Origin of the sequence: Flavimaricola marinus (genome assembly GCF_900184895.1) — a bacterium.
In the GTDB taxonomy this organism is placed as follows: domain Bacteria; phylum Pseudomonadota; class Alphaproteobacteria; order Rhodobacterales; family Rhodobacteraceae; genus Flavimaricola; species Flavimaricola marinus.
Genome location: NZ_FXZK01000004.1, coordinates 222,748 through 245,889, shown reverse-complemented (window position 1 = coordinate 245,889; position 23,142 = coordinate 222,748). Strand labels below are relative to the sequence as shown.

The window sequence follows — 23,142 nt, the reverse complement described above, 5'->3', positions numbered from 1 at the left end:
CCGCAAAACCGGCCCGCCAATGCCCGATCCCACCTGCCCGCTGTGCCTGCGCCCGATCCCGGCGAACGTGCCGCAAAGCCTTCACCACCTGATCCCCAAGCTCAAGGGCGGCAAGGGCGGGCCGACGGTTCTGCTGCACCACATCTGCCACAAGGAAATCCACGCCACGCTCAGCGAGGCCGAGCTGGCGCGGCTCTACAACACCCCCGAAGCCCTGCGGAGCCACCCCCGGCTGGCGAAATTCGCGGCTTGGGTAGCGAAACGGCCGCCGGACTTCCTCAGCCGGGTGCCGGGAAAACGGCGCAAGGGTTGACCCAGATCAAACCCTTGGACCGCCCCACCTGTTAGGTTCCTCTCATCCAGAGGAGGAGCCGCCATGCCCGTCACCTATGTCGAAGACCCGGAAACCAAGACCGTCGAATTCACCGTCGACGGACACATCAGCCGCGAGGATTACGACAAGATCGTCGAACCGATGCAGAAGTTCATCGACACCCACGGCAAGATCAAACTGGTCGAGGTGGTCAAGGGGTTCACCGGGTTCGATCCGACGGTGATCCTGCCGGGGATGTTCTTCGACATGCGCAACATCATGCACATCAGCCACGTGGCCGTGGTGTCCGACATCGCGTGGTTCAGCCCGTTCATTCAGGCGGCGAGCGCGGTCAGCCCGATCCAGATGCGCAGCTTCACGCTCGCACAGATCGACGCCGCCCGGCGCTGGGCGGCCGATCCGGAGGCGCATCAGCACGACGGACCGGTCTAGGGGGCCGGCCCCGAGGCTCAGGTCAGGCCCAAGCGGTCGCGGATCTCGGGCTGGCGCAGGGATATCTCCTTGCCCAGCCACTCGTCTGCATCGGGCGTGGCCATCCACATCAGGCACTTGGCGACCCATTCGGGGGGAATGTGATCCTCCCATTGCAGCTGGCTGACCGGGTTGATGCCGCTGGCCTTGATCTCGCGCTGCATTTCGGTGGCGACGGTGCCGGGGGACAGGCCGATGGCGCGGATACCGGCCTCGGCATATTCCTTGTGGAGCATCTGGTTGAGCATATGGGCGCCGGCCTTGGAGGAGCAATAATGCGACCACCCCTCCACCGGGCCGTGGGCCGCACCGGAGGAGATCGACAGGATGGCCCCTTCGCCCTGCTCCAGCATCACCGGCAAGGCGGCACGCATCCCGTGGAACACGCCCTTGAGGTTGATGTCGATGATCTTGCCCCAAGCCTCGGGATCGGCCTCGGCCATATGGGAAATCGGCTCGATCGCGCCGGCATTGGCGATCAGAACGTCGAGGCGGCCGAATTCGGCCACCGTGGCGTTGATCGCGGCTTCCATCTCCCAATAGCGGCTCACGTCGCAAGGGATGGCAATGGCGCCCGGCCCGATCTCGCCGGCGATCTGGGCGATCCGGTCGCCGCTGCGGGCGACGAGGGCCACCTTGGCCCCGGCATCCGCAAAGGCGCGCGCAGCCGCTTCTCCGATGCCACGGCTTGCGCCCGTGATCACCACAACTTTGCCCGTCATATCCATGTTTTTGCCTTTCTCGTCTTTTATCAGCCCGGAACCGCGCTTAGGTTCGGGTCAAGATTTCCTGACCTTGACCGAACCGGCGGGGCAATGGAAGCTGGCGACGCATTCAAACGGGAAGGAATTAGAGATGAAAGCATTCGCAACGAACGGAACCGCGACCTGCATCGCGGCCTTGCTGACAGCCGGTGCGGCAAGCGCCGACGTGACGGCACAAGAGGTCTGGGACAACTGGAAAGAAGGCATGTCCGTCTACGGGCAAGAGGGGATCACCATCGGATCGGAAACGATGGTCGGCTCCAGCCTGACGATCACCGATCTGACCATGGAAATGTCCGAAGACGGCACCTCGATCACGTCGACCATCCCGTCGATCGTATTCACCGAACGGGGCGACGGCACGGTGTCCGTGGTGATGTCGGAAAGCTATCCCGTCACGATCACCGGGGCACCGGGCGAAAGCGCGACGATCAACGTCACGCAGACCGGGATCGAGATGGTCGTGTCGGGCGACAGCAGCGCCATGACCTATGATTTCACCGCCAACCGGATCGGCGTCTCGGTCGACGAGATCCGCGACCGGGACGAAGTCGTGCCCGCCGAGATCCTGCTCAACATGAACAACGTGACCGGCAGCTACACCACGAGCTACGGCGACCTGAACGTCATCAGCTACGACATGGACGTCGGCGGCGTCGACATCCTTGTCGATGTGAACGACGAAGCCGAAGACCTGCTCGTCAACTTCTCCGGACAGATCGCGGATCTGGCCGTCGAAGGCGAAATGGGGATGCCGGCGGATATGGATTTCGACGCGCCCGAGTCGATGTTCATCGACGGGTTCTACCTCGATGCAGGCTACAGCTTCGGCCAATCGGCCTATCTCTTCGCCTTCGAAGAGGGCTCCGACATGGCGAACGGCACCGCGAGCCTGGCGTCGGGTGCGCTGGAGCTGAGCATGAACTACGACGGGATCAGCTATTCCAACGCGCTGACCGAACTGGCCGTGTCCTTCTCGGGCAGCGAAGTGCCGTTCCCGGTGGACCTGTCGCTCGGCGAATACGGGGTGAACATTGCCCTGCCGCTCAGCCAGTCGAACGCGCCCAAGGACTTCTCCGCCTCGTTCAAGCTGGTCGATCTGGCGGTCAACGACATGATCTGGAGCATGGCCGATCCCGGCGGAGTGCTGCCGCGTGATCCGGCCTCGCTGATCATCGCGCTCTCCGGCTCCGGCAGCCTGTTCTACGACCTGCTCGATCCGGCGCAGGCGATGGAGATCGCGCGGGCCGACATGCCCGGTGCGCTGAACAGCCTGACGCTCGATGAGCTGACCGTGCAGATCGCCGGTGCCGAAGTGCTCGGCGACGGCAGCTTTACCTTTGACAACAACGACCTGACCACCTTCCCCGGCGTCCCCCGGCCCGAGGGTGAGCTGAATGTCGCGGTCAACGGGGCCAACGGTCTGATCGACAAGCTGACCCAGATGGGTCTGCTCCCCGAAGAGCAGGTCATGGGTGCGCGGATGATGATGGGCGTGTTCGCCACGCCGGTCGGTGACGACATGCTGACCTCCAAGATCGAGGTGAACGATCAGGGTCACGTCATCGCCAACGGACAGCGGCTGCAATAAGCCGCGGCTACAGGACGAACAGCGCCGCGCGAGGACATCCCCGCGCGGCGTTTTTGATTGCAAAGGAGCCTCCCATGACCCGTCTGTTGTCACTTCTCAGCGCCAGCACCGCGCTCTGCTGGGCGATCCCGGCCGCCGCGCAAATCACGGCCGAAGACGTCATGGCGAACTCCGATGCGCTCTACGCGGCTTACGGCGCGACCCGGTCGGCCAGCACGTCGCGCGACGGGGCGGTGGTGACGGTCACGGCGGAATCGATCGACTGGGCGCTGCCCATGGGGATCGGTGAGCTCAGCGTCACCCTGTCCGACTATACGCTGGAGGAAAACAGCGACGGCAGCGTCAGCATCGTCTACCCGGCCGGGTTTTCCGCGCGCCTGTCGGGGCGGATCCCCGGCGAGGGCGACGGCAGTATCGTGATGGAGATCGGGCCGGACGCGATCACCACGCTTGCCTCGGGCGATCCCGGGGCGATCAGCTACAGCACGCGGACCGAAGCGGTCGTGATGACCATGGGCGAGGCGCAGGTCTCCGGCGCTCCGGACATCGAGGTGAACATGACGCTCGCCATCGACAGCAGCGAAACCCTGACCCGGGTGCTCGAAGACAGCCTGACGGTGGTGTTCAGCGAAAGCAGCATCGGGGCCATGACGACGGACTTCTCGATGCAGAGCGGCGACGACTTCTCGACCCGGTCCGAAGGGCGCTACGGGCCGAGCACCTCCACGATCAACATGGGGTTGATCCCCGGCGGGGCCAGTCTCCTCAATCTGGGCACGGCGCTGCGGGACGGGATGTATATCACCGGCGGTTCGACCTCGACGGGCAACGAGACCTTCACGGAATCCTTTGCATCCGGCAATCTGGTCGACCGGCAAACCATCTCGACCGGTCCGGGCGAGGCCCGGTTCAGCTTCGACCAGAACGGGATCAGCGTCTTTGGGGCGAGCAGCAACCTGCTGGCCAATATCGAACAGCCACTGGTGATGAGCCCCGAGATCGGCTTTGACGTGGCGGAGTTCTCCGGCGGCTTCGAGCTGCCGCTTCTGGCCGATACCGGTGCGCAGGATTTCAGCTTCCAGCTGTCGCTCAATGATCTGCGGCTCGGGCCGTCGATCTGGAACCTGTTCGATCCGGACAAGGCGCTCGACCGAAGTCCCGGCGACTTTTCCATCGTGATCGAGGGAAGCGCGATCAACAAGGTCGACTGGCTGGACATCCTGTCGCTCGAAGGGCTGAATTTCGACAACGAACTGCCTATCGATGTCACTTCGGTCAGCCTGTCGGACCTCACCGTCGCGGGGCTGGGAGCGCGGATCAGCGGCCAAGGGGCGTTCACCTTCGACGCGGGCGATACGGTCACCTATCCGGGGATGCCGCGGCCCACGGGCGAGGCGGCGCTGGAGGCCTCCGGGCTGAACGGGATGATCGAGGCGCTGGCCGATCTCGGGCTGATCCCCACCGACGCGCTCTTCGGGCTGCGAATGGGGCTGGGCATGGTCACGGTGCCCGGCGACGGGCCCGATACGCAGGTCTCGCGGATCGAGCTGACGCAGGACGGCAAGATCATCGCCAACGGCCAGCAGCTGCGCTGATCGACGGCACAGACCTTGCCCAATCGGGGCCGAGGGGCTACCTCGGCTCTAACGACGTGTCAAAGGACAGACCATGCCGCACAGCCTCCCTGATCTTGCCGACCGTATCCTGAGCGCCGCCCAAAAGGCAGGCGCCGAAACCGCCGATTGCGTGGTCGTCCAAGGCACCTCGATCTCCATCGACGTGCGGGCGGGCGCGTTGGAACAGGCCGAGCGGTCCGAAGGGATCGACATCGGGCTGCGGGTGTTCGTCGGGCAGCAACAGGCCAATGTCTCGGTCTCCGACGCCTCCGACGCCACGATCAGCCGGATGGCCGAACGGGCTGTGGCGATGGCGCGGATGGCACCCGCCGATCCGCACGCCGGTCTGGCCGATCCGGCGCAACTGGCCACCGACACCGACAGCACCCGGCTCGAGCTCTACGACGACACCGACGAACCCTGGCCCAGCGATCTGGAACAGGACGCGCGCACCGCCGAAGCCGCTGCGCGGGCGGTCGACGGGGTGACGCAAATCGACAGCGCCTCGGCAGGCTACGGACGGCGACAGATCCATCTGGCCACCAGCAACGGTTTCTCCGGCGGCTACGCGCGGAGCGACCGGGGGATCTCCTGCGTCGCCATCGCGGGCGCCGGCACCGGGATGGAGCGGGACTACGATCACGACAGCCGGATCTTTCAGGCCGACCTGCGCAGTGCCGAAGAGATCGGGCGGATTGCCGGGGAACGGGCGGTCGCGCGACACGGGCCGCGCAAGCCCAAGACCGGAACCTATCCGGTACTGTTCGACGAACGGATCTCCTCGGCGCTGATCGGCAGCCTGCTGCAGGCGTCCAACGGGATGATGATCGCACGGGGGTCCTCGTGGTTGCGGGATGCGCTCGGCGAACAGGTGCTGCCCGACGGGATCGACCTGATCGAAGACCCGCACCGGGTGCGGACCGGCGGCTCCAAGCTGTTCGACGGCGAAGGGCTGCCGACGCAGCGGCGGGCCATCGTCGAGGACGGGCGGCTGACCGGCTGGACGCTGGATCTGGCCACCGCCCGGAAACTGGGGCTCCAATCCACCGCGAACGCCGCCCGCGGAACAGGGGGGCCGCCCTCTCCGCAGATCAGCAACGTGGCGCTGACCCAAGGCAGCGCCAGCCGGGCCGATCTCGTCGCCCAGATGGGGACCGGGCTGCTCGTCACCTCGATGATCGGCTCCACGATCAACCCCAACACCGGGGATTACTCGCGCGGGGCATCCGGGTTCTGGGTCGAGAACGGCGAACTGGCCTACCCTGTCGCGGAATGCACCGTCGCCGGAAACCTGCGCGACATGCTGCTGCGGATCGTGCCCGCCAACGATGCCCGCGCGCACCTCAGCCGGGTCGTGCCGTCACTCTTGATCGATGGATTGACCCTTGCAGGGGAATGATCTGGCGCTCCTGCAGGACGCCGCCAGAGAAGCAGGGAAACTGGCGCTCCGGCACGCGATGAAGACGCCGCATGTCACCGACAAGCCGGGCGGGGCCGGGCCTGTCACCGATGCCGATCTGGCCGTCGACGCGCTGCTCAAGGCGCGGCTGACCACGGCGCGGCCGGACTACGGCTGGCTGTCCGAGGAAACGCCCGACAGCGACGCAAGGCTGACGCACCGGCACACCTTCATCGTCGATCCGATCGACGGCACGCGGTCGTTCATCGCGGGGACAAAGGACTGGGCGCATTCGCTAGCCATCGCCCGCGATGGCGTCGTGGTGGCCGCGGTGGTGTTCCTGCCCTGCCACAAGGCGCTCTATGCGGCCGAGATCGGCGGCGGCGCCACGCTCAATGGCCGGCGAATTCAGGTCAGCAGCGTGTCCGACATGGGCAGCGCCAAGGTGCTCACGGCCAAGCCCACGATGGAATCGCAGCATTGGGCCACCGGGCAGGTGCCGCCCTTCCAGCGAAAGTTCCGGTCCTCGCTGGCTTGGCGGATGTGCCTCGTCGCCGAAGGCGCCTTCGACGGCATGGTCACGCTGCGGCCGACATGGGAATGGGACATCGCCGGCGGGGCGCTGATCCTCTCCGAAGCCGGAGGCACCGTGACCGACAGGACCGGCCAGCCGCTGCAGTTCAACAACGTGATGCCGCAAACCAACGGTGTCGTGGCCGCGCCGACCGATTTGCACCGGCAAATTGCACATGCGTTAATCTAGGCGGGCGAGACTGTCCGCCAGCGACCCTCGCATCCCGGCCAAGCCTTGACCGGACCGGGCAATTCCGTAGGTTGCCTGCAATTCCGCATCCAGGGGCGCACAGCGCCCGAACAACCGGAGAAATCCCCATGGCCCAACGTCTGCACCTCGTTTTCGGCGGCGAACTCGTCGACCCACAATCCAGCGTGTTCCGCGATCCGGACGAGATCGACATCGTCGGGATGTTTCCCAACTACGAATCCGCTCTGGCCGCGTGGAAAGGGGCCGCGCAGAGGACCGTCGACAACGCGCACATGCGCTACTTCATCGCGCATATCCACCGGCTGCGCGACGAAGAGCGCGAGGCCTCGCCCACCGAAGAACTCGGGAACTGAGCGCGGCAGCGCCGGACTGGAATACCATGGCACAGCCCCGCACCCTGTCGTCCTTCCTCGCGCTGCGGCGTGGGGCGACGGATGCGGACAGAGCCGCGCAGAGCGACGGCCGCGACACCAGCCGACCCAAGGGGCCGCTGCTCTGGGCGCATTGCGCCGAGCCTGACCGGCTGGGGGCGCTGTCGGACCTGGTCGACAGGCTCCGGGCCGAGGGCGACCGGCTGAACATGGTGCTCACCCTGCCGCCCGATCTTGCGGGGGAACTGCCGGTGATCGACGGGCTGAGCGTGCTGCACGCCCCGGTCGATCACGCGCGGGCGGTGCGGGGGTTCCTCGATCATTGGAAGCCCGACGTGCTGCTCTGGCTCGGCGGGCCGCTGCGGTCGGTGCTGCTGGGCGAGGCGCGCAAGATGGCGATGGTGCGGATTTTGGCGGCGCTGGACGAAGACGCGCCGCTGCTCGAAGGGCGGCTCTGGCTGCCGGGGCTGGCGCGATCGGCGCTCGACAGCTTCGATGCGGCGCTGGTCACCGACGCGGCCTCCGGGGCGCGGCTGCGGCGGGCGGGGATGAGCGAAGGGCGGATCACCGTCGCCGGCCCGTTCGAGCCGGGCAGCGCCGTCCTGCCCTATATCGAACGCGACCACCGCGAGCTTGTGGCGCTGCTCGGGCCACGGCCGGCATGGCATGCCGCAAACGTGCCCACGGCCGAGCTTCCGGCCGTGATCCGCGCCCACCAGATCGCCAGCCGACGGTCGCACCGGCTGCTGCTGATCCTGTCCACGCCCGACCCCGACGCCGCCGAACCGCTGATCGCGGCCGAGGGGCTGAGCTGCGCCAACCGGATCGCCGGGGCCGATCCCGACGCCGGGACAGAGGTGCTGCTGACCGACACGGCAGAGCCGGGGCTGTGGTATCGGCTCGCCGCACTCAGCTACCTCGGCGGCACCTTCACCGGTGCGCCCTGTAGCGATCCGTTCGAGGCGGCAGCGCTTGGCTCCGGGCTGCTGCACGGCATCCGGACCGCCAACCACGAAGCGCATTTCGACAGGCTCACCGCGGCGGGCGGCAGCCGGAATATCAGCCATCCCGATGATCTGGGCAACGCGGTCGAAACGCTGCTCGCCCCGGACAAGACCGCGGCCATGGCCCACGCCGCGTGGGAGGTCACCTCCGCCGGGGCAGAGACCAGCAATCAGGTGGTCGCGCTGATCCGGTCGGCGCTCGACCGGGCGGAGGAGCGGTAGGTGCAGGCCCCCGGCTTCTGGTTCCGGCCGCCCGATGCGCCGGGGGTGCGGGCGCGGATGCTTGCGCCCCTCGGGGCGCTCTACGGGGCCGCCACCGCGCGGCGGGTGGCGCAGGCGGGCGGCTACAAGGCGAGCGTCCCGGTGATCTGCATCGGCAACGTCAACGTCGGCGGCACCGGCAAGACGCCGACCGCCATCGCTCTGGCCAACCGGCTCATCGGCTGGGGGCTGAGGGTGCACATCGTCACTCGCGGCTATGGCGGACGGCTTAGCGGGCCGGTGCAGGTGATCGAACGAACGCACCGGGCCGACGACGTGGGCGACGAACCGCTGCTGCTCGCCGCCTTCACCAGCACATGGGTCGCCAAGGACCGGGCCGCCGGGGTCAGGGCCGCCGAAGCCGCCGGGGCGGAGGTCATCCTGCTCGACGACGGGCATCAAAACCCCAGCGTTGCGAAAGACCTAAGCATCGTGGTCGTCGACGCCGCGCGTGGGTTCGGAAACGGCAGGGTGCTGCCCGCCGGGCCGCTGCGCGAGCCTGTCGGCGCGGGCCTCAAGCGGGCCGATATCGTGCTCTCGATCGGGCCGGGGGCCGCCCAGCGCAGCTTTGCCGATCTCTGGAGCACAGCGATCCAGCCGCTGCCGCATGTGACAGGGGCGCTCAAGCCGCTGGCGATGGGGCTGCCTTGGCAAAACCTGCCGGTGCTCGCCTTCGCCGGGATCGGGCATCCCGAAAAATTCTTCGCCACGCTGCGGGCCGAAGGGGCCAACGTGGTGCGCGGCGAGGCGCTCGAAGACCACCAGCCGCTGACGCCCGCACTGATGCAACGACTCGAAACCGAGGCGCGAAGCCTCAACGCCCAGCTTGTGACCACCGAGAAAGACGCCGTGCGGCTGCCCGACGACTTCCGGGCCAAGGTGCTGACGATGCCGGTGCGGCTCGAACTGGCGGATTGGACGGCCATCGACGCGGCGCTGGACGGGCTGAACCTCCGGCCGCGTGCCCCGACGGCGGGCACCAAATGAAAAAGCCCCGACCAGCCAAAGGGCAGGTCAGGGGCTTGTGATCAAACGCCAGAAGGCAGGCCCGGCCAAACGGCCGAGCCAAAGGAGCCCTTACTGAGCGGCGAGACGCTCTTCGATCAGTTCGGACAGATCGGCATAGCTCATGTTGGAATACTTGGTGCCGTCGATATAGAGGGTCGGCGTCGAGGTGACGTTGTCACGCTCGGCGTTCTCCTCGAACCACGCCACGAGGGTCTGCGCGGTGGTCGCATCCGACATGCAGGCGTCCAGCTGCTCGGCGTCGATACCGGCGGTCAGGCCGATGCGGCGGAGGTTTTCGGCAATCGCGGCGGGGTCTTGGCCACCGGCGATCCACTCTTGCTGCTGCGCATAGAGGATCTCGGAGATGCCGAAGAAGCGCATCTCGCCGCCACAACGGGCCATCATCGACGCCCACAGGCCAAAGCGGTCAAAGTAGACTTCGCGGTAGACGAAGCGAACCTTGCCGGTGTCGATGTAGTCGGCCTTCAGCTGCGGATACTGGTTGCCGTGAAACGCCGCGCAATGGGGACAGGTGTATGAGGCGTATTCGATGATCTCGACCGGGGCATCGGCCTCGCCCTGCACCATGTCGACGATCGAGCTCGTGTCGATCTCTCCGGCATCCTGGGCGAATGCGGCGCCCAAAAGCGGCTCTCCGGCGGGGGTCGGCTGGGTCAGAAACCACGTGCCGCCCAAGGTGGCGGCCACGGCCAATGCTGCGACGGGGAGGAATTTATTCATCAGGTTTGGTCCTTTAGCTAGACTGCTTGCGCAGCACATTGGTGGCCAGAGCCTCGAGGGCAAGGCGCAATTCGTCGTTTTTTACGGGGCCAACCACGGCAGTCGCGGCGGCAGTCAATTCAGGGCTCGGCGGGGCCGGAGTGGCCTTGGCCTTATGACCAAAGGCCACCTGCCCGTCGGAAAATCCGGTCGGCGCGGTCTGGGTGACGCGCACCCGGCTGATCGCGCGGTATCCGTAACAGGCATTCACCTTGTCGCGGATCTGGTCCTTCTGCATCTCCAGCATCGGGGCCTGCGCGCCGGTGGTCAGCACCGTCAGCGTCGCGCCAAAGCCTTCGCGGCCATAGCCGATCTTCACAGGACGGGCGATTTGCGCCACCGATGGCCCTACGATCTCTTCCCAATGGGTCAGAAGCCGGGTCTCGGCAAAGCCGCGGGTCTCGCTGGCCGTGCGGATACGGCTCTGCACCAGCTTCGAAGCTGCGGCAAATCCGTATGTGCTGGTCTGTTTCCGAGGCGTTTTCATGCTAGGTGGCATTCTAAAGGATAGGCCGGACGAGGCCAGCGAAACCGGTGACAAGAGGCATAAACATTGCGTGACGGTTTATACAGCGGTGTAATCTCCGAATTGCTCCTGTCGTGGTATGACGACAACGCCCGCGTGATGCCGTGGCGGGTCGGCCCGGCCGAGCGGGCGGCGGGGCAAAGACCCGATCCCTACCGGATCTGGCTGTCCGAGGTGATGCTGCAGCAAACCACCGTCGCCGCCGTGCGCGACTACTTCGTGAAATTCACCACGCTCTGGCCCACGGTGCGGGATCTGGCCGCCGCCGAGGATGCCGAGGTCATGGGCGCTTGGGCCGGGCTCGGCTACTACGCACGGGCGCGGAACCTGCTGAAATGCGCGCGGGCGGTCGTGGCCGATCACGGCGGCGCGTTCCCGACCAGCCGGGACGGGCTGCTCACCCTGCCCGGCATCGGCCCCTATACGGCCAGCGCCATCGCCGCCATCGCCTATGACGAAGCGGCCACCGTCGTCGACGGCAACGTCGAGCGGGTGATGGCGCGGCTGCACGACGTGCACACCCCCCTGCCCGCCGCCAAACCGGAGCTTACCGCTTTGGCGACAGAGCACACTCCGGTCGAGAGGGCCGGCGACTACGCCCAATCGGTGATGGACCTCGGCGCCACGATCTGCACCCCGCGCAATCCGGCCTGCGGCATCTGCCCGCTGCGCGACCCCTGCGCGGCGCGGATCGCCGGAACTGCGCCCGACCTACCCAGGAAGACGCCGAAAAAGCTCAAGCCCACGCGGCATGGCATCGCCTATGTCGTGCGGCGGGACGACGGGGCGTGGCTCCTCGAAACGCGGCCGCCCAAGGGGCTGCTCGGCGGGATGCTCGGCTGGCCAGGCAGCGACTGGGGCGACGACCCGGCCCCCGCTCCGCCGCTCGAGGCGGACTGGACGACGCTGCCCGCACAGGCGCTGCACACCTTCACGCACTTTCACCTCAAGCTGACAGTGCAGACCGCCACGGTCGGGCCAGAGGCCACGGCCAACCGGGGGCAATTCGTCGCACAGGATCAATTCCAGCCCGCAGACCTGCCCACCGTGATGCGCAAGGTATTCGACCTGACGCGGCAAGAGCCGGATTTATGGGGGTAATCGGGGCGGTCCGCGTCCAAATTTCGGCCACAAATCCGGGCTATGCTGCACGGCGACAAACCCGCGATCCGCGCCGGAGCCCGAGCGCGACTGTTCCCTTTGGGCGACAGCGGGATTAACCCTATACTCACCGGCCCGAGATAGAGGCAAAACATGACGACGATACCCAAGCCCAAAGCCGCCGGCATCGGCAGCCCGCTCCGGGCGCTGCCGTTCTGGCTGTCTCTGATGCTGATTCCGCTGGCGTGGTTTGCCGCGATCCAGGGGGGCTGGGCAATCGTGCTGCTGCCGGTGTCGACATGGTATCTGTTCGCGGCGCTCGACGTCCTGCTCGGGCTCAACACCGAAAACCTCGACACCGAGACCGAGGATCGGGAACTGACGTGGTATCGGGCGATCACCGTGATCTGGGCACCGCTGCAATTCCTCACGCTGTTCGGGATTCTGGCCTATGTCACGCAGACCGATCACCAAAGCCTGCTTTGGGAATGGGCGCTGTTCGTGGCGCTCGGGGTGATGTCGGGCACCATCGGGATCAACTACGCCCACGAGTTGATGCACCAAAAGCCGAAATGGGAACGAACGCTCGGGGATATCCTGCTCGCGATGGTGCTCTATTCGCATTTCCGGTCGGAACACATACTGGTGCATCACCGCTATGTCGGCACCCCCCGGGATGCGGTCACGGCGCGCTACGGCGAAGGGTTCTGGCGGTTCTTCGGGCGGGTGCTGCGGGAAAGCCCGGTCTCGGCCTTCGAGGCAGAGGCGGCGATGCTGGCGCGCAAGGGCAAGCCCGCCTCGGCGCTGTCAAACCCGTTCTGGCGCTACGGCGCGCTGCAACTTGGGTTTCTCGGGCTGGCCTTCTGGATCGGCGGGCTCTGGGGGGTGTTCCTGTTCGGGACGCAGGCGTTCTGGGCGATCTGGCAGCTCGAGCTTGTGAACTACGTCGAACACTACGGACTGACGCGCGAACATCTGGGCGATGGCAAATACGAACACGTCAAGCCGCACCATTCGTGGAATTCGGCGCACAAGGCGACGAACTGGCTGCTGATCAATCTTCAGCGTCACTCCGATCACCATTACAAGCCCGACCGGCGGTTCCCGCTGCTGCAAAACCGCGCGGTCGACGAGGCGCCGCAACTGCCGTTCGGCTACGCGGTCATGACGGCGGCGGCACTGGTGCCCCGGCTCTGGCGACGGGTGATGAACCCGCGCGTGCAGGCGTGGCGGTCCACCTATTATCCGCAGATCGAGGATTGGTCGGCCTATACCGCAGGCAGCAACCCAAGACCGCGCTAGGGATACGCCCCGCGTCGCGGCGGAAATCCCGACGCATCGGGGCCTCGGGGGCGGCAACGGATCGCGCCAAGGCACCGTTCGGTGAGCGTTCCGCAAACGCACCGCGCCTTGTGTCCGCAGCCAATGCAACCACAAGAGTTCCCTCCAACCGCACGACAGGCAACGCACGCCGGCTTCATCCGCCGAATACCGAAAACGATACCGACGGCATACCGACGTCAGACCGACGCGATACCGCAGCCCCGTTTCGGCGCGTTAACCTTTCGATTCGGGCGGTGGGCAAAGCAAAAAACCCCGCCGGTCCTTTCGGACGGCGGGGAAGTCAGATGCCGTGGAGTTGGCCACAGGCACCGGCGGTAACCTCGTTTAATTCTCGCGCATCTCCGCGCGAACCTGCTGGCGCAGCAGGTCGATAGGGACCTGTTTGCCGTCGCGCTTGAAGTGCCAATATGTCCAACCATTGCAAGAGGGTGCGCCCTCCAGATGGGCGCCGACCTGATGGATGCTGCCCTTCACGTCGTCGCCGATCAGCGTGCCATCGGCGCGGACCTTGGCGGTCTTGCCGCGGGGGCTGACAAGCATCTCGCCGGGGCGCAGCATGCCACGCTCGACCAGCACACCGAACGCGACCCGCGGCTCGGCCCGCTTCGAGGTGCTGACGGCGATGCTGTCGCTGTCGAATTTGCGAACGTTTTCAATGCGCTTCTTGGCCACCTTGCGATAGGCTTCCTCGCGCTCGATGCCGATGTATTCACGGCCCAGCATCTTGGCCACGGCACCCGTCGTGCCGGTGCCAAAGAACGGGTCGAGCACCACGTCCCCGGCATTGGTCGTGCCCAGAATGACCCGGTGCAGCAGGCTCTCGGGCTTCTGTGTCGGATGGGCCTTGTCACCCGCATCGTCCTTGAGCCGCTCATGGCCGGTGCAGATCGGCAGAACCCAGTCCGACCGCATCTGGATGCCTTCGTTCAGCGCCTTCAAGGCTTCGTAGTTAAAGGTGTATTTCGCACCTTCGTCACGGCTCGCCCAGATCAGGGTTTCATGGGCATTGGTCAGGCGTTTGCCGCGGAAATTCGGCATCGGATTGGATTTGCGCCAGACCACGTCGTTGAGGATCCAGAAGCCCTGGTTCTGCAGTTCTGCGCCCATGCGAAAGACGTTGTGATAGCTGCCGATGACCCAGATCGCGCCATTGGGCTTGAGCAGGCGTTTCGCGGCGGACAGCCAGTCGCGGGTAAAGCGGTCATAGGCCTCGAAGCTGGAGAACTGGTCCCACGCATCGTCGACCGCATCGACAAGGCTGTTGTCCGGGCGATGCAGGTCGCCGCGGAGTTGCAGGTTATACGGCGGGTCGGCGAAAATCAGGTCGACCGACGCCTCGGGCAAACTGCGCATCACCTCGATGCAATCGCCATCAATGATCGTGTTCAAAGGAAGCGCCACAGCGCCCCTGTCTTTCGTCTTTGTCATTGTCTGCCTCTGTCCCGGCGCATTGCGCGCTCATTGGTTGTCCATAGGATGGGCACAGGGCGAATCGCTGTCAAAAACTTTATTGAATCAACGACTTGTCATTTTTCCTTGATACAAGATATTGTGGACCGGCTTGAACGACCGTCTATGGTGTGGGGTTACGCCTAGATTTTGAAGCGCCAGCTTATGAGCCTTTGACGGATAGCCCGCATTGGTTTCCCATCCATAGCCCGGATGCTGTTGCGCCAAATCCACCATCAGCGCGTCGCGCCTTGTTTTCGCCACAATCGAGGCCGCCGCGATACTGACCGAACGGGCATCTCCCTTCACGATCGCCTCGGCCGAAATCGTGAGATCGCGGGGAATGAGGTTGCCGTCGATCAGGCAATGGTCCGGCACGGCCGCCAGGGACTCGATGGCGCGACACATGGCCAAATGAGAGGCGCGCAGGATGTTGATGGCGTCGATCTCTTCGACAGTGGCGATGCCGACGCCGACATCGGCCAGCTGCAAAATCTCGGCACAAAGAGCGTCCCGCCGCTTCGCGCTCAAAACCTTGCTATCGTTCAATCCCTGCGGCACACGCGCCGGATCGAGGATCACAGCGGCGGCGACCACCGGTCCGGCCAGCGGGCCGCGACCCACCTCGTCCACGCCGGCCACCCGGCCAAAACCGCGCGCACGAGCGGCAACTTCGAATTCGTCATCTGGTCCCTGCATGCCACCACCAAGCAGACCGCAGCCAAAGGTGCAACGGCTTCAGCTTCTTTGGGTCCGAAATATCCCGGGGTCTGGGGCAGAGCCCCAGTCGACCTCGCCGGGGGCCTAGAAAAGAAAATAGGGGCGAGAGGCCTTGTCCAGCCCTCCCGCCCCCAAGAGGACGCCACACAACTGGGGCAAACTGTGCGGCGCCACTGCTCGACCGGACTACCGCCCGGCCAACCTGTAGCCCGCGTCTCCGAGGCATGTCGGATCAAAGCCGCGGACGATTCCATTTCGGGTATGCAGGGCGACGCCGCACCGGTTCGGCAAGGCGCGGACATCCACACCTTCGGCGTCGAGACAGCGGGCCTCCATCAGGCGCACGTCGCCACGATTGACCGTCACCGTCTGCAGGCACGCCAACGGCAGGTTCGATACCGTCGGACGGGTGGGGGTCTGAGGGTTGTGCGGATGCTGCGGGGCCTGTCCATGCGACGGCATGATGATGACTGGGCCGTTGTTGATGATGATCGGGCGGCCCGGGTTGTTTGACCGAGCCGACTCATTGGCCTGGGCGGAGTGCGGCACCCCTATAGGCACGTAGGACGAGGCGCTGTCATGGCGCGAGTCGGCGGCAACCGGGCCCGAGACCGTCGCTGCCGCCAGGATCAGCGCGGTCAGCGGCGCCAACAGGCCATGTGCGTTGCCCTTGCGGGCCGTCTTCTTCGGGTGGCTGGTCATCGTTCATGCCTTTCTGTGGAGGAAACCGCTCAAACGCAGATAATGCGCCGTCACGGGGTCCGTTTGCTTGAAGGCATCTGGGGGCACCCTGCTCAGACAGACAATAACAGCGCTCTGTTATCAGCTATCAGGGGGGCACCGCCGAAAGGGCTATTGAATAGCGTAGGCACCTCGCGGCATGATCGAAACATCATGAAACATATCCTCGCCAGTCTCATCGCCCTTACCTTTGCCGCCTCGGCGGCACAGGCTGCCTGCTATGCCGATTACAAGGCCAAGCAAGACGATCCCTTGCGCCTGCACTACGGTGTCGTGCAAATTGCCGGTGACTGCTCGGTCGCCAACGCCGAAGCCGAACTGAGATCAAAGCTTGCCCGCGACGGCTGGCAGCTTCTTAACGTGCTTGGAGTGTTTGACGACGCCGGGCTTGCCGAAAGGAGAGAGAGTGCAGGAGATTACTACCTCCGCTATTGAGGCGCGCCAAGCCGGCAACCGGATCGTGATCGGAGGGATCAGTGCCATCGTGCTGATCCTTTTGGTGGCGGCGGTGCTCTTGTTCTTGAACCTGCCCGATGCCAATGCGTTCAACGCACGGGTCGAACAGCTCTTTGTCGAGAACAACGATCTGACCACGCAGGCCGAAATCAAGCTACTCGAAATCCTGGCGCAGTCGGGCACCGCCTTCTCGGCGACGCTCGACAGCTACCGGTTCGTGATCTTCGTACTTCTGGTTTTCTCGACGGCGCTTCTGATCGCGGCGGTGGCGTTTCTGGTCATGCTGATCGGCATGAACCGGCGGATGGGCCAGATCGAACGCAAGGGGATCGAGGTCAACTCGCTGATGATCGCCCGCGAGCAGAACACCGTGCTTCTGAACAACTTCGAATTCAAACTGACCGACGCGGCCATCGAAACGCTGTCTGTGCTGGCCGAAGCACGGATGGACGATGAGGTGTTGTCAGGCGCCGAGATCGAAGGCGTCATCTCTGGCAGACCTTCCGTCGATTGTGACGAGGCCGCGGGCGCCACCCGGATCAAGCGGCTCCGCGATACCCTGGGCAACCAGATGGTCAGCGAACTGCTCGTCAAGAACATCGCCCGGCGCGGCTATGTCCTGGCGATCGACAAATCGGTCATCAGGATGGTCTGATGACCCGGCGGGCGCGAGGGCAGCAGCGATGCGAAACAGCCCTTCCCGCCAAGGCCTACTGCAAGCGCAGAAACAGCGGATCGACCCTGCGCCAGAAATGCAGCAGGTCTTCGGCCACCGAGGGGATCTGCCCCATGGACTGCAAAGCATGCACATCCGCCGAGATCAGCGCAGACAACCGATAGCCCAGCGGGATCACCGGATCGTCTGCGGCACCGGGGCCAAAGCTGTCTTCGATCGCCTCGGTCGCAGAGGTGACGGCATAGACCAGCGCCAGCGCCGGTTCGCCCGGCCAGCGTTCGGCCATGCGGCGCACCATGGCCCGTTTTCGCTGGTTGCTTCCCGACAGCAGCTCTTCCATTGCAAATTCGATCATCTGATCAATCGACGCGTCTCTGTCTACTGCCACCGCTGGTCTCCTTGGCCATGCTGCTCGTTTCGAAACGGCAATACTGCCAGTTGCCTTCAAGAGTCTTGGTTACTATTACAAATTGATTAACATGAGTGGTAGTTTGGACAAACGGGTGGGCGAAGTCACTCGGGAACGTTGCGCCGGGCAGCCCCTCGGCAATCCGCCGCTTCACCCCGCTTTGCACCGCCGCCAAAGCCACTCAGCCCTGCCTTTTCTCGACAGGTTCGATCGGACCGCCAGCGTCGGCCCAGCCGGTAAAGCCGTCCTTCAGATGCGCGGCCTCGAAACCCATGTCCTGCAAGGTGGCGACCGTCAGCGCAGAGCGCCAGCCCGAGGCACATTGAAACACATAGGTCTTGTCCTGACCGAACTCCGGCTTGAAATAGGGGCTGTCGGGGTCGACCCAGAACTCGATCATGCCACGCGGCGCGTGCACGCTGCCGGGGATCGCGCCGGTGCGCTGGCGCTCGCGAATATCGCGGATATCGACAACCACCACATCGGGGCTGGAAAACAGATCGAGCGCCTCGGCTGTCTCGACCTCGCGGATGCGCGCCCGCGCATTGGCCACCATCTGCGCCGATGTCAGTTTGAGTTTCGTCATGCAGCCCCCGTTGTCCTGCCTCCAGTCTGACGACAGGAACAGCGGCCCGCAATGCAACCTAAGTACAGGTGACGGGGGATTGACCTATGAGAACTCGCCCTTTTCGGAATAACCCGGCAAGAGCAAGGCGCTAGATCGCGGCCGAGTGGGCGGTTTCCGCATGGGCGAATTTGTCGACGAAGCTCGCGATGACGCGGACGAGAGGCTTGGCCTCCTCCTTCATCTCCAGCCCCGCTTCGCTGATGAAGAAGCAATCGGGGAACCGGTTCATCAGCGAGACGACCGTTTGGCGGATCACGCTGGACTGGCCGGGGAAACTCTGGCGAAGGCTCTGTTCGCACACCGAAAACCGGCACATCAGATCTTCGACGATCCGCGCGACCAAGCCATCCGACTGGGTCATCTCATAGCCCTTGTGGCCGGCCAGACCGCCACCGAGGATTCGCTCCTGATAGGCCGACGTGGCGGCCGCATTCTGGATGTAGCCCAGCGGAAACCGCGAAATCGACGATGCGCCCAGGCCGATCAGGGTCGGGCAACGGTCGTCGGTATAGCCTTGGAAATTGCGCCGCAGCCGGCCCTCCGCGGCGGCGATGGCCAGCCCGTCTTGAGGCAGCGCGAAATGATCGATCCCAATGGGGACATAGCCTTGCCCGACCATCACGTCATGCGCGATTTCAGCGAGGTCGAATCGTGCCTCGGCACCGGGAAGATCCTCCGAGCGGATCATCACCTGCCGCTTCGACATCCACGGCACATGGGCATAACCATATATGGCAAGCCGATCCGGGCACAGCGCGGTGACGCTGGCCAGCGTGTCGAGAAAGCTCCGCTCGGTCTGGTGCGGCAGACCATAGAGAAGGTCGAGATTCAGCCCGATCCCGCCCGACCGGCGCAGGATTTCGACGACCCGCTTGGTCTGGACGAGGCTCTGCTCGCGGCCAATGGCTTTCTGCACCTCCGGGGCGAAGTCCTGCACGCCGAGGCTGGCGCGGTTCATGCCAAAGGCAATCAGGGTATCAAGCAGCGAATCAGACGCCTCCGTCGGGTCGATCTCCACCGAGAATTCGAAATCCGGCGCCGGCTCGAAGGCGGCAAAGACATCCGTCAACAGGCGGCTCATCGTCTCCGAGGGCAGGATCGTGGGAGTGCCGCCGCCCAGATGCAAACGGCCCATCCGAACGCCTTTCGGCAAGGCATGGCGCACCACCTCGATTTCCTTGCGCAAGACATCGACATAGGCATCGACCGGGCGCATCGTCTTGGTTCCCTGGGTGCGGCAGGCACAAAACCAGCACAGGCGCTTGCAAAACGGGATGTGGATATAGACCGAGATGTCCGACCCGTCGGGCACGGCCTGCAACCACTCAAGCTGGTGGCGCTGGCCGACACCACTCTCGAAATGGTTGGCCGGCGGATAACTGGTGTAGCGCGGAACCTTTGCGTCAAAAAGTCCGTGCTGGCGAAGGTGGTCGATCTTATCCATAAGGTTGTATAACGTGGCCGAGGATTCAACGACTTTGATTCAGATCAACACATGACAGTTCCGCACCTCACCGCCGTCAAATGCAGCGAATGCCCGATCCGGCACCGCGCCGTCTGCGCACGCTGTGACACCGACGAGCTCGACCGGCTCGAAAGCATGAAGACCTACCGCAGCTTTGCGGCGGGCGAGGCGATCCTGTGGCGCGGCGAGCCGTTGGAATTCGTGGCCTCCATCGTCTCTGGCGTGGCGTCGCTGTCCAAAACGCTCGAAGACGGGCGCACGCAGATGGTCGGCCTCCTGCTGCCCTCCGATTTCATCGGCAGACCCGGCCGGTCCGAAATCGAATTTGACGTCACGGCGACCAGCGATGTGACGCTGTGCTGTTTTGACCGCAAACCCTTCGAGAAACTGGTGGACGAGACGCCGCATGTCGCGCACCGGTTGATGGAACTGGCGCTCGACGAACTGGATTCCGCCCGCGACTGGATGCTGCTGCTCGGGCGCAAGACCGCGCGGGAAAAGATCGCCACCTTCATCGAAATGCTGGTCCGGCGCTCCGATCTACGCAATGCGCCGAACAACCATACCACCGTCCTGCCGATGACCCGCGACCAGATCGCCAACTACCTCGGGCTGACGCTCGAAACCGTCAGCCGGCAGTTCAGCGCCCTCAAGAAGGACGGGATCATCGATTTCTCCGACCGCAAGAACCTCGTCGTCAAGAACCTGTTCGCGCTGCATCAAGAAACAGGCGACGATTCCGACGGCGGCGTGCTGGCCTAGGCGCGCCCGGCACCGAACAGGACGGGCATCGACATGCCCTCCGCCGCGAAATCAAAGTCGGTGCGCACTTCCACATCGCGCAACCCCGCGTTGCGAAGCGCCGACGTGACGCCGGTCAGCGACAACCCATCCTCATCGCCCTCCGCGGCCTGCCAGTCCCATTGCACGAACTGTCCGCCGGGCCGGAGCAACCCGGCCAGCTTTGCCACCGCCGCCGCATAGTCCGGCAAAAAGCCACAGACCGAGGAGGCATAGATCAGATCGTACCCCGCGCCCGGATCACCCGCGCCCGGGAATCCTTCGGCAAGGATATCGGCGTGAAGCGGGCGGACGTTTGAGATGGCCTTGGCCGTCAAGACCGCGATCATCCGGTCCGACGTGTCGACAGCGACGACCTCCTGCACATGGGGCGCGACCTTCTCGGCCATCAGGCCGGTGCCACAGCCGAAATCGAGCACCCGCCGGCCGGCCCAGTCCGGGGCGCGGATATCCAGATGCGCGATCAGCGAGCCAAAGGCGAGTTCGGCATAGCGTTTGACGTTCGGGTCGTCGTCCCAGCCTTCGGCGTGGTCATTCCAATCGTCACCCATGGCGATCTCCCTTTTCTGACCGGCCCCTTGTCCGGGCGGCGGCCCCTGACCATATCAACTGCGCAAGACCATGGCGATCCACGCCGCGTCAGGGATCCGGCCGCCCTGGCGGTTCCGGGTCTCGACGCCAAAATAGATATTTCCGAGCAACGGCTTCGGTAATCTCTCTGATTCTGGCATCACATTGATTCAGATCAATGTGATGGGCCAGCGTGGTTTCTAGAAGTCCTCAAGAACGAGAGCGCCCTGTGCGACTCTCGGCGAACGTGAGGGCTGTATTAATGGACTATTTCAAACTCCTCCTTTTGGGGCTGATAACGCTGTTTGCCGCTGTGGCAAGCAGCTGGGGGCATGACTTGGCGTATCAAGTCCATGCTTTCCTGATCATGGTTATCGCGGCGGTGATGTTCGTCGTCGTGCTGCGCAATGTCGACGAGCCAAAGCCGGTCGCGCCGGAGGGTGAATATCTCGACGGCGTGATTCGTGCGGGCGTGATCGCCACGGCATTCTGGGGGATCGCCGGCTTTCTGGTGGGCACGTTCATCGCCTTCCAGCTGGCCTTTCCGGCGCTGAACTTCGATTGGGGGCAGCCCTTTACCAACTTTGGCAGACTGCGGCCGCTGCACACCAGTGCGGTGATCTTTGCCTTTGGGGGCAACGCCCTGATCGCCACCTCGTTCTACGTCGTGCAACGGACATCGGGTGTGCGGCTCTGGGGCGGCAAGCTCGGCTGGTATGTGTTCTGGGGCTATCAGCTCTTTATCGTGCTGGCGGCGACGGGCTATCTGCTCGGTTCGACACAGTCCAAGGAATACGCTGAGCCGGAGTGGTATGTCGATCTCTGGCTGACGGTCGTCTGGCTGGCCTATCTGGCCGTGTTCATGGGAACGATCATCAACCGGCGCGAGCGGCACATCTACGTCGCCAACTGGTTCTACCTCGCGTTCATCATCACCGTGGCCATGCTGCACGTGGTGAACAACCTCTCGATCCCGGTAAGCATCTGGGGCAGCAAATCCGTGCAGGTCTTTTCGGGCGTGCAGGACGCGATGACCCAGTGGTGGTATGGGCATAACGCCGTGGGCTTCTTCCTCACCGCGGGCTTCCTCGGGATGATGTATTACTTCGTGCCGAAACAGGCCGGACGGCCGGTCTACAGCTATAAACTGTCGATCATCCACTTCTGGGCGCTGATCTTCCTCTACATCTGGGCCGGTCCGCACCACCTGCACTACACGGCGCTGCCCGACTGGGCCTCGACGCTGGGCATGGTGTTCTCGATCATCCTCTGGATGCCCTCGTGGGGCGGTATGATCAACGGCCTGATGACCCTGCAAGGGGCATGGGACAAGCTGCGGACCGATCCGATCCTGCGGATGTTCGTGCTCAGCCTGGGCTTCTACGGCATGTCCACCTTCGAAGGACCGATGATGTCGATCCGTGCGGTCAACTCGCTGTCGCACTACACCGACTGGACCATCGGACACGTCCACTCCGGCGCGCTTGGCTGGAACGGGATGATCACCTTCGCCTGTATCTACTTCCTGACGCCAAAACTGTGGGGACGCAAAGAGATGTATTCGATGTCCGCGATCAACTGGCACTTCTGGCTCGCCACGCTCGGGATCGTTCTCTACGCCTCCTCGATGTGGGTCACCGGGATCATGGAAGGTCTGATGTGGCGTGAAGTCGACGACCAGGGCTTCCTCGTGAACTCCTTCGCCGACACCGTCTCCGCCAAGTTCCCGATGTATGTCGTGCGTGGTCTGGGTGGGGTCATGTTCCTCTCCGGTGCGCTGGTCATGGTCTGGAACATGTTCATGACGATCCGTGGGGCAACGCCGGCAACGGCTGCCCTCCCCAACGCAACACCCGCAGAATAGGAGCAGCCA

25 protein-coding genes are annotated in these 23,142 nt (G+C 64.4%); 15 read left to right on the top strand and 10 right to left on the bottom strand.

The window, feature by feature from the left end; genetic code table 11:
* The first annotated feature begins 19 nt into the window (after nucleotides 1-19).
* Together LOM8899_RS12270 and LOM8899_RS12265 are read left to right on the top strand one after the other, a co-directional pair.
* On the top strand, nucleotides 20-313 hold the full coding sequence (locus tag LOM8899_RS12270) for an HNH endonuclease family protein (RefSeq protein WP_093992674.1): 294 nt from the start codon (nucleotides 20-22) through the stop codon (nucleotides 311-313).
* Between the two features lie 63 nt (nucleotides 314-376).
* Nucleotides 377-766, top strand: a complete 390-nt coding sequence (locus LOM8899_RS12265) for a SpoIIAA family protein (RefSeq protein ID WP_093992513.1) — start codon at nucleotides 377-379, stop codon at nucleotides 764-766.
* A 17-nt stretch (nucleotides 767-783) separates the two neighbouring features.
* Here LOM8899_RS12265 and LOM8899_RS12260 read toward each other — a convergent pair whose 3' ends face one another.
* Nucleotides 784-1,533 carry an SDR family oxidoreductase gene (locus tag LOM8899_RS12260; RefSeq protein WP_093992512.1) on the bottom strand — a complete coding sequence of 250 codons (750 nt, stop codon included), beginning with the start codon at nucleotides 1,531-1,533 and terminating at the stop codon, nucleotides 784-786.
* Nucleotides 1,534-1,660: 127 nt separating this feature from the next.
* Between LOM8899_RS12260 and LOM8899_RS12255 the strand changes: the two genes are divergently transcribed.
* The 7 genes from LOM8899_RS12255 (at nucleotide 1,661) to lpxK (ending at nucleotide 9,582) form a co-directional block, all read left to right on the top strand.
* Nucleotides 1,661-3,160, top strand: coding sequence for a DUF2125 domain-containing protein (locus tag LOM8899_RS12255; RefSeq protein ID WP_168770535.1), 1,500 nt, complete (start codon nucleotides 1,661-1,663; stop codon nucleotides 3,158-3,160).
* Nucleotides 3,161-3,234: 74 nt separating this feature from the next.
* Nucleotides 3,235-4,755, top strand: a complete 1,521-nt coding sequence (locus LOM8899_RS12250; protein ID WP_093992510.1) for a DUF2125 domain-containing protein — start codon at nucleotides 3,235-3,237, stop codon at nucleotides 4,753-4,755.
* A gap of 73 nt (nucleotides 4,756-4,828) precedes the next feature.
* The gene (locus LOM8899_RS12245) at nucleotides 4,829-6,175 is read left to right on the top strand and encodes a TldD/PmbA family protein (protein ID WP_093992509.1); all 1,347 of its coding nucleotides are present in this window, start codon (nucleotides 4,829-4,831) and stop codon (nucleotides 6,173-6,175) included.
* On the top strand, nucleotides 6,162-6,938 hold the full coding sequence (locus tag LOM8899_RS12240) for an inositol monophosphatase family protein (RefSeq protein WP_093992508.1): 777 nt from the start codon (nucleotides 6,162-6,164) through the stop codon (nucleotides 6,936-6,938). Before LOM8899_RS12245 ends, LOM8899_RS12240 begins: the two co-directional genes overlap by 14 nt.
* Before the next feature lie 128 nt (nucleotides 6,939-7,066).
* Nucleotides 7,067-7,312, top strand: a complete 246-nt coding sequence (locus LOM8899_RS12235; RefSeq protein WP_093992507.1) for a DUF4170 domain-containing protein — start codon at nucleotides 7,067-7,069, stop codon at nucleotides 7,310-7,312.
* Between the two features lie 26 nt (nucleotides 7,313-7,338).
* Nucleotides 7,339-8,556, top strand: a complete 1,218-nt coding sequence (locus tag LOM8899_RS12230) for a 3-deoxy-D-manno-octulosonic acid transferase (RefSeq protein ID WP_093992506.1) — start codon at nucleotides 7,339-7,341, stop codon at nucleotides 8,554-8,556.
* Entirely contained in the window at nucleotides 8,557-9,582 is a 1,026-nt protein-coding gene (gene lpxK / locus LOM8899_RS12225; protein WP_093992505.1) for a tetraacyldisaccharide 4'-kinase, read from the top strand. It begins immediately after the preceding gene.
* 90 nt (nucleotides 9,583-9,672) lie between these two features.
* Here lpxK and LOM8899_RS12220 read toward each other — a convergent pair whose 3' ends face one another.
* Nucleotides 9,673-10,344, bottom strand: coding sequence for a DsbA family protein (locus LOM8899_RS12220; protein WP_093992504.1), 672 nt, complete (start codon nucleotides 10,342-10,344; stop codon nucleotides 9,673-9,675).
* A gap of 13 nt (nucleotides 10,345-10,357) precedes the next feature.
* On the bottom strand, nucleotides 10,358-10,870 hold the full coding sequence (locus LOM8899_RS12215; RefSeq protein ID WP_093992503.1) for a DUF721 domain-containing protein: 513 nt from the start codon (nucleotides 10,868-10,870) through the stop codon (nucleotides 10,358-10,360).
* A gap of 138 nt (nucleotides 10,871-11,008) precedes the next feature.
* Here LOM8899_RS12215 and LOM8899_RS12210 point away from each other — a divergent pair, with 138 nt between their 5' ends.
* Together LOM8899_RS12210 and LOM8899_RS12205 are read left to right on the top strand one after the other, a co-directional pair.
* Nucleotides 11,009-12,010 carry an A/G-specific adenine glycosylase gene (locus LOM8899_RS12210; RefSeq protein WP_093992673.1) on the top strand — a complete coding sequence of 334 codons (1,002 nt, stop codon included), beginning with the start codon at nucleotides 11,009-11,011 and terminating at the stop codon, nucleotides 12,008-12,010.
* Nucleotides 12,011-12,163: 153 nt separating this feature from the next.
* A complete protein-coding gene (locus tag LOM8899_RS12205) occupies nucleotides 12,164-13,312 on the top strand; it encodes an alkane 1-monooxygenase (RefSeq protein ID WP_093992502.1) in 1,149 nt (382 codons plus the stop codon).
* A gap of 366 nt (nucleotides 13,313-13,678) precedes the next feature.
* Here the strand turns inward: LOM8899_RS12205 and LOM8899_RS12200 are convergent, their stop codons facing one another.
* From LOM8899_RS12200 to LOM8899_RS12190, 3 genes are all read right to left on the bottom strand, one after another.
* Entirely contained in the window at nucleotides 13,679-14,782 is a 1,104-nt protein-coding gene (locus LOM8899_RS12200; RefSeq protein ID WP_093992501.1) for a site-specific DNA-methyltransferase, read from the bottom strand.
* An 87-nt stretch (nucleotides 14,783-14,869) separates the two neighbouring features.
* On the bottom strand, nucleotides 14,870-15,502 hold the full coding sequence (rnhB, locus tag LOM8899_RS12195; protein WP_093992500.1) for a ribonuclease HII: 633 nt from the start codon (nucleotides 15,500-15,502) through the stop codon (nucleotides 14,870-14,872).
* Nucleotides 15,503-15,709: 207 nt separating this feature from the next.
* On the bottom strand, nucleotides 15,710-16,225 hold the full coding sequence (locus LOM8899_RS12190) for a hypothetical protein (RefSeq protein ID WP_093992499.1): 516 nt from the start codon (nucleotides 16,223-16,225) through the stop codon (nucleotides 15,710-15,712).
* Between the two features lie 192 nt (nucleotides 16,226-16,417).
* Between LOM8899_RS12190 and LOM8899_RS12185 the strand changes: the two genes are divergently transcribed.
* Both LOM8899_RS12185 and LOM8899_RS12180 read left to right on the top strand, forming a co-directional pair.
* Nucleotides 16,418-16,699, top strand: coding sequence for a hypothetical protein (locus LOM8899_RS12185; RefSeq protein WP_093992498.1), 282 nt, complete (start codon nucleotides 16,418-16,420; stop codon nucleotides 16,697-16,699).
* On the top strand, nucleotides 16,671-17,375 hold the full coding sequence (locus LOM8899_RS12180; protein ID WP_211096198.1) for a winged helix-turn-helix domain-containing protein: 705 nt from the start codon (nucleotides 16,671-16,673) through the stop codon (nucleotides 17,373-17,375). The genes LOM8899_RS12185 and LOM8899_RS12180 overlap by 29 nt, the downstream gene beginning before the upstream one ends.
* A 55-nt stretch (nucleotides 17,376-17,430) precedes the next feature.
* On the opposite strand, the gene LOM8899_RS12175 is transcribed toward LOM8899_RS12180, so the two are convergent.
* The 3 genes from LOM8899_RS12175 to hemN form a co-directional block, all read right to left on the bottom strand.
* Nucleotides 17,431-17,784: a hypothetical protein gene (locus tag LOM8899_RS12175; protein ID WP_133065025.1), complete on the bottom strand. Its 354-nt coding sequence runs from the start codon at nucleotides 17,782-17,784 to the stop codon at nucleotides 17,431-17,433.
* A 202-nt stretch (nucleotides 17,785-17,986) separates the two neighbouring features.
* Nucleotides 17,987-18,391, bottom strand: coding sequence for a rhodanese-like domain-containing protein (locus LOM8899_RS12170; RefSeq protein ID WP_093992495.1), 405 nt, complete (start codon nucleotides 18,389-18,391; stop codon nucleotides 17,987-17,989).
* A 130-nt stretch (nucleotides 18,392-18,521) separates the two neighbouring features.
* Nucleotides 18,522-19,877 carry an oxygen-independent coproporphyrinogen III oxidase gene (gene hemN, locus LOM8899_RS12165; RefSeq protein ID WP_093992494.1) on the bottom strand — a complete coding sequence of 452 codons (1,356 nt, stop codon included), beginning with the start codon at nucleotides 19,875-19,877 and terminating at the stop codon, nucleotides 18,522-18,524.
* A gap of 51 nt (nucleotides 19,878-19,928) precedes the next feature.
* On the opposite strand from hemN, the gene fnrL reads away from it, so the two are divergent.
* Nucleotides 19,929-20,660: a transcriptional regulator FnrL gene (gene fnrL / locus LOM8899_RS12160; RefSeq protein ID WP_093992493.1), complete on the top strand. Its 732-nt coding sequence runs from the start codon at nucleotides 19,929-19,931 to the stop codon at nucleotides 20,658-20,660.
* Here fnrL and LOM8899_RS12155 read toward each other — a convergent pair.
* Nucleotides 20,657-21,250 carry a class I SAM-dependent DNA methyltransferase gene (locus LOM8899_RS12155; protein WP_093992492.1) on the bottom strand — a complete coding sequence of 198 codons (594 nt, stop codon included), beginning with the start codon at nucleotides 21,248-21,250 and terminating at the stop codon, nucleotides 20,657-20,659. The two genes, fnrL and LOM8899_RS12155, sit on opposite strands and share 4 nt — an antisense overlap.
* 281 nt (nucleotides 21,251-21,531) lie before the next feature.
* Between LOM8899_RS12155 and ccoN the strand changes: the two genes are divergently transcribed.
* Nucleotides 21,532-23,133, top strand: coding sequence for a cytochrome-c oxidase, cbb3-type subunit I (ccoN, locus tag LOM8899_RS12150; RefSeq protein WP_093992491.1), 1,602 nt, complete (start codon nucleotides 21,532-21,534; stop codon nucleotides 23,131-23,133).
* Nucleotides 23,134-23,142 lie beyond the last annotated feature (9 nt).

Coding starts and splice junctions, on each gene's coding strand:
- LOM8899_RS12245 (WP_093992509.1), top strand. CDS start 4,829: ATGCCGCACAGCCTCCCTGATCTTGCCGACCGTATCCTGAGCGCCGCC.
- LOM8899_RS12255 (WP_168770535.1), top strand. CDS start 1,661: ATGAAAGCATTCGCAACGAACGGAACCGCGACCTGCATCGCGGCCTTG.
- LOM8899_RS12230 (WP_093992506.1), top strand. CDS start 7,339: ATGGCACAGCCCCGCACCCTGTCGTCCTTCCTCGCGCTGCGGCGTGGG.
- LOM8899_RS12260 (WP_093992512.1), bottom strand. CDS start 1,533: ATGGATATGACGGGCAAAGTTGTGGTGATCACGGGCGCAAGCCGTGGC.
- rnhB (WP_093992500.1), bottom strand. CDS start 15,502: ATGCAGGGACCAGATGACGAATTCGAAGTTGCCGCTCGTGCGCGCGGT.
- LOM8899_RS12170 (WP_093992495.1), bottom strand. CDS start 18,391: ATGACGAAACTCAAACTGACATCGGCGCAGATGGTGGCCAATGCGCGG.
- LOM8899_RS12250 (WP_093992510.1), top strand. CDS start 3,235: ATGACCCGTCTGTTGTCACTTCTCAGCGCCAGCACCGCGCTCTGCTGG.
- LOM8899_RS12235 (WP_093992507.1), top strand. CDS start 7,067: ATGGCCCAACGTCTGCACCTCGTTTTCGGCGGCGAACTCGTCGACCCA.
- ccoN (WP_093992491.1), top strand. CDS start 21,532: ATGGACTATTTCAAACTCCTCCTTTTGGGGCTGATAACGCTGTTTGCC.
- LOM8899_RS12200 (WP_093992501.1), bottom strand. CDS start 14,782: ATGACAAAGACGAAAGACAGGGGCGCTGTGGCGCTTCCTTTGAACACG.
- LOM8899_RS12210 (WP_093992673.1), top strand. CDS start 11,009: ATGCCGTGGCGGGTCGGCCCGGCCGAGCGGGCGGCGGGGCAAAGACCC.
- LOM8899_RS12190 (WP_093992499.1), bottom strand. CDS start 16,225: ATGACCAGCCACCCGAAGAAGACGGCCCGCAAGGGCAACGCACATGGC.
- fnrL (WP_093992493.1), top strand. CDS start 19,929: ATGACAGTTCCGCACCTCACCGCCGTCAAATGCAGCGAATGCCCGATC.
- LOM8899_RS12205 (WP_093992502.1), top strand. CDS start 12,164: ATGACGACGATACCCAAGCCCAAAGCCGCCGGCATCGGCAGCCCGCTC.
- hemN (WP_093992494.1), bottom strand. CDS start 19,877: ATGGATAAGATCGACCACCTTCGCCAGCACGGACTTTTTGACGCAAAG.
- LOM8899_RS12270 (WP_093992674.1), top strand. CDS start 20: ATGCCCGATCCCACCTGCCCGCTGTGCCTGCGCCCGATCCCGGCGAAC.
- LOM8899_RS12155 (WP_093992492.1), bottom strand. CDS start 21,250: ATGGGTGACGATTGGAATGACCACGCCGAAGGCTGGGACGACGACCCG.
- LOM8899_RS12185 (WP_093992498.1), top strand. CDS start 16,418: ATGAAACATATCCTCGCCAGTCTCATCGCCCTTACCTTTGCCGCCTCG.
- LOM8899_RS12265 (WP_093992513.1), top strand. CDS start 377: ATGCCCGTCACCTATGTCGAAGACCCGGAAACCAAGACCGTCGAATTC.
- LOM8899_RS12215 (WP_093992503.1), bottom strand. CDS start 10,870: ATGAAAACGCCTCGGAAACAGACCAGCACATACGGATTTGCCGCAGCT.
- LOM8899_RS12220 (WP_093992504.1), bottom strand. CDS start 10,344: ATGAATAAATTCCTCCCCGTCGCAGCATTGGCCGTGGCCGCCACCTTG.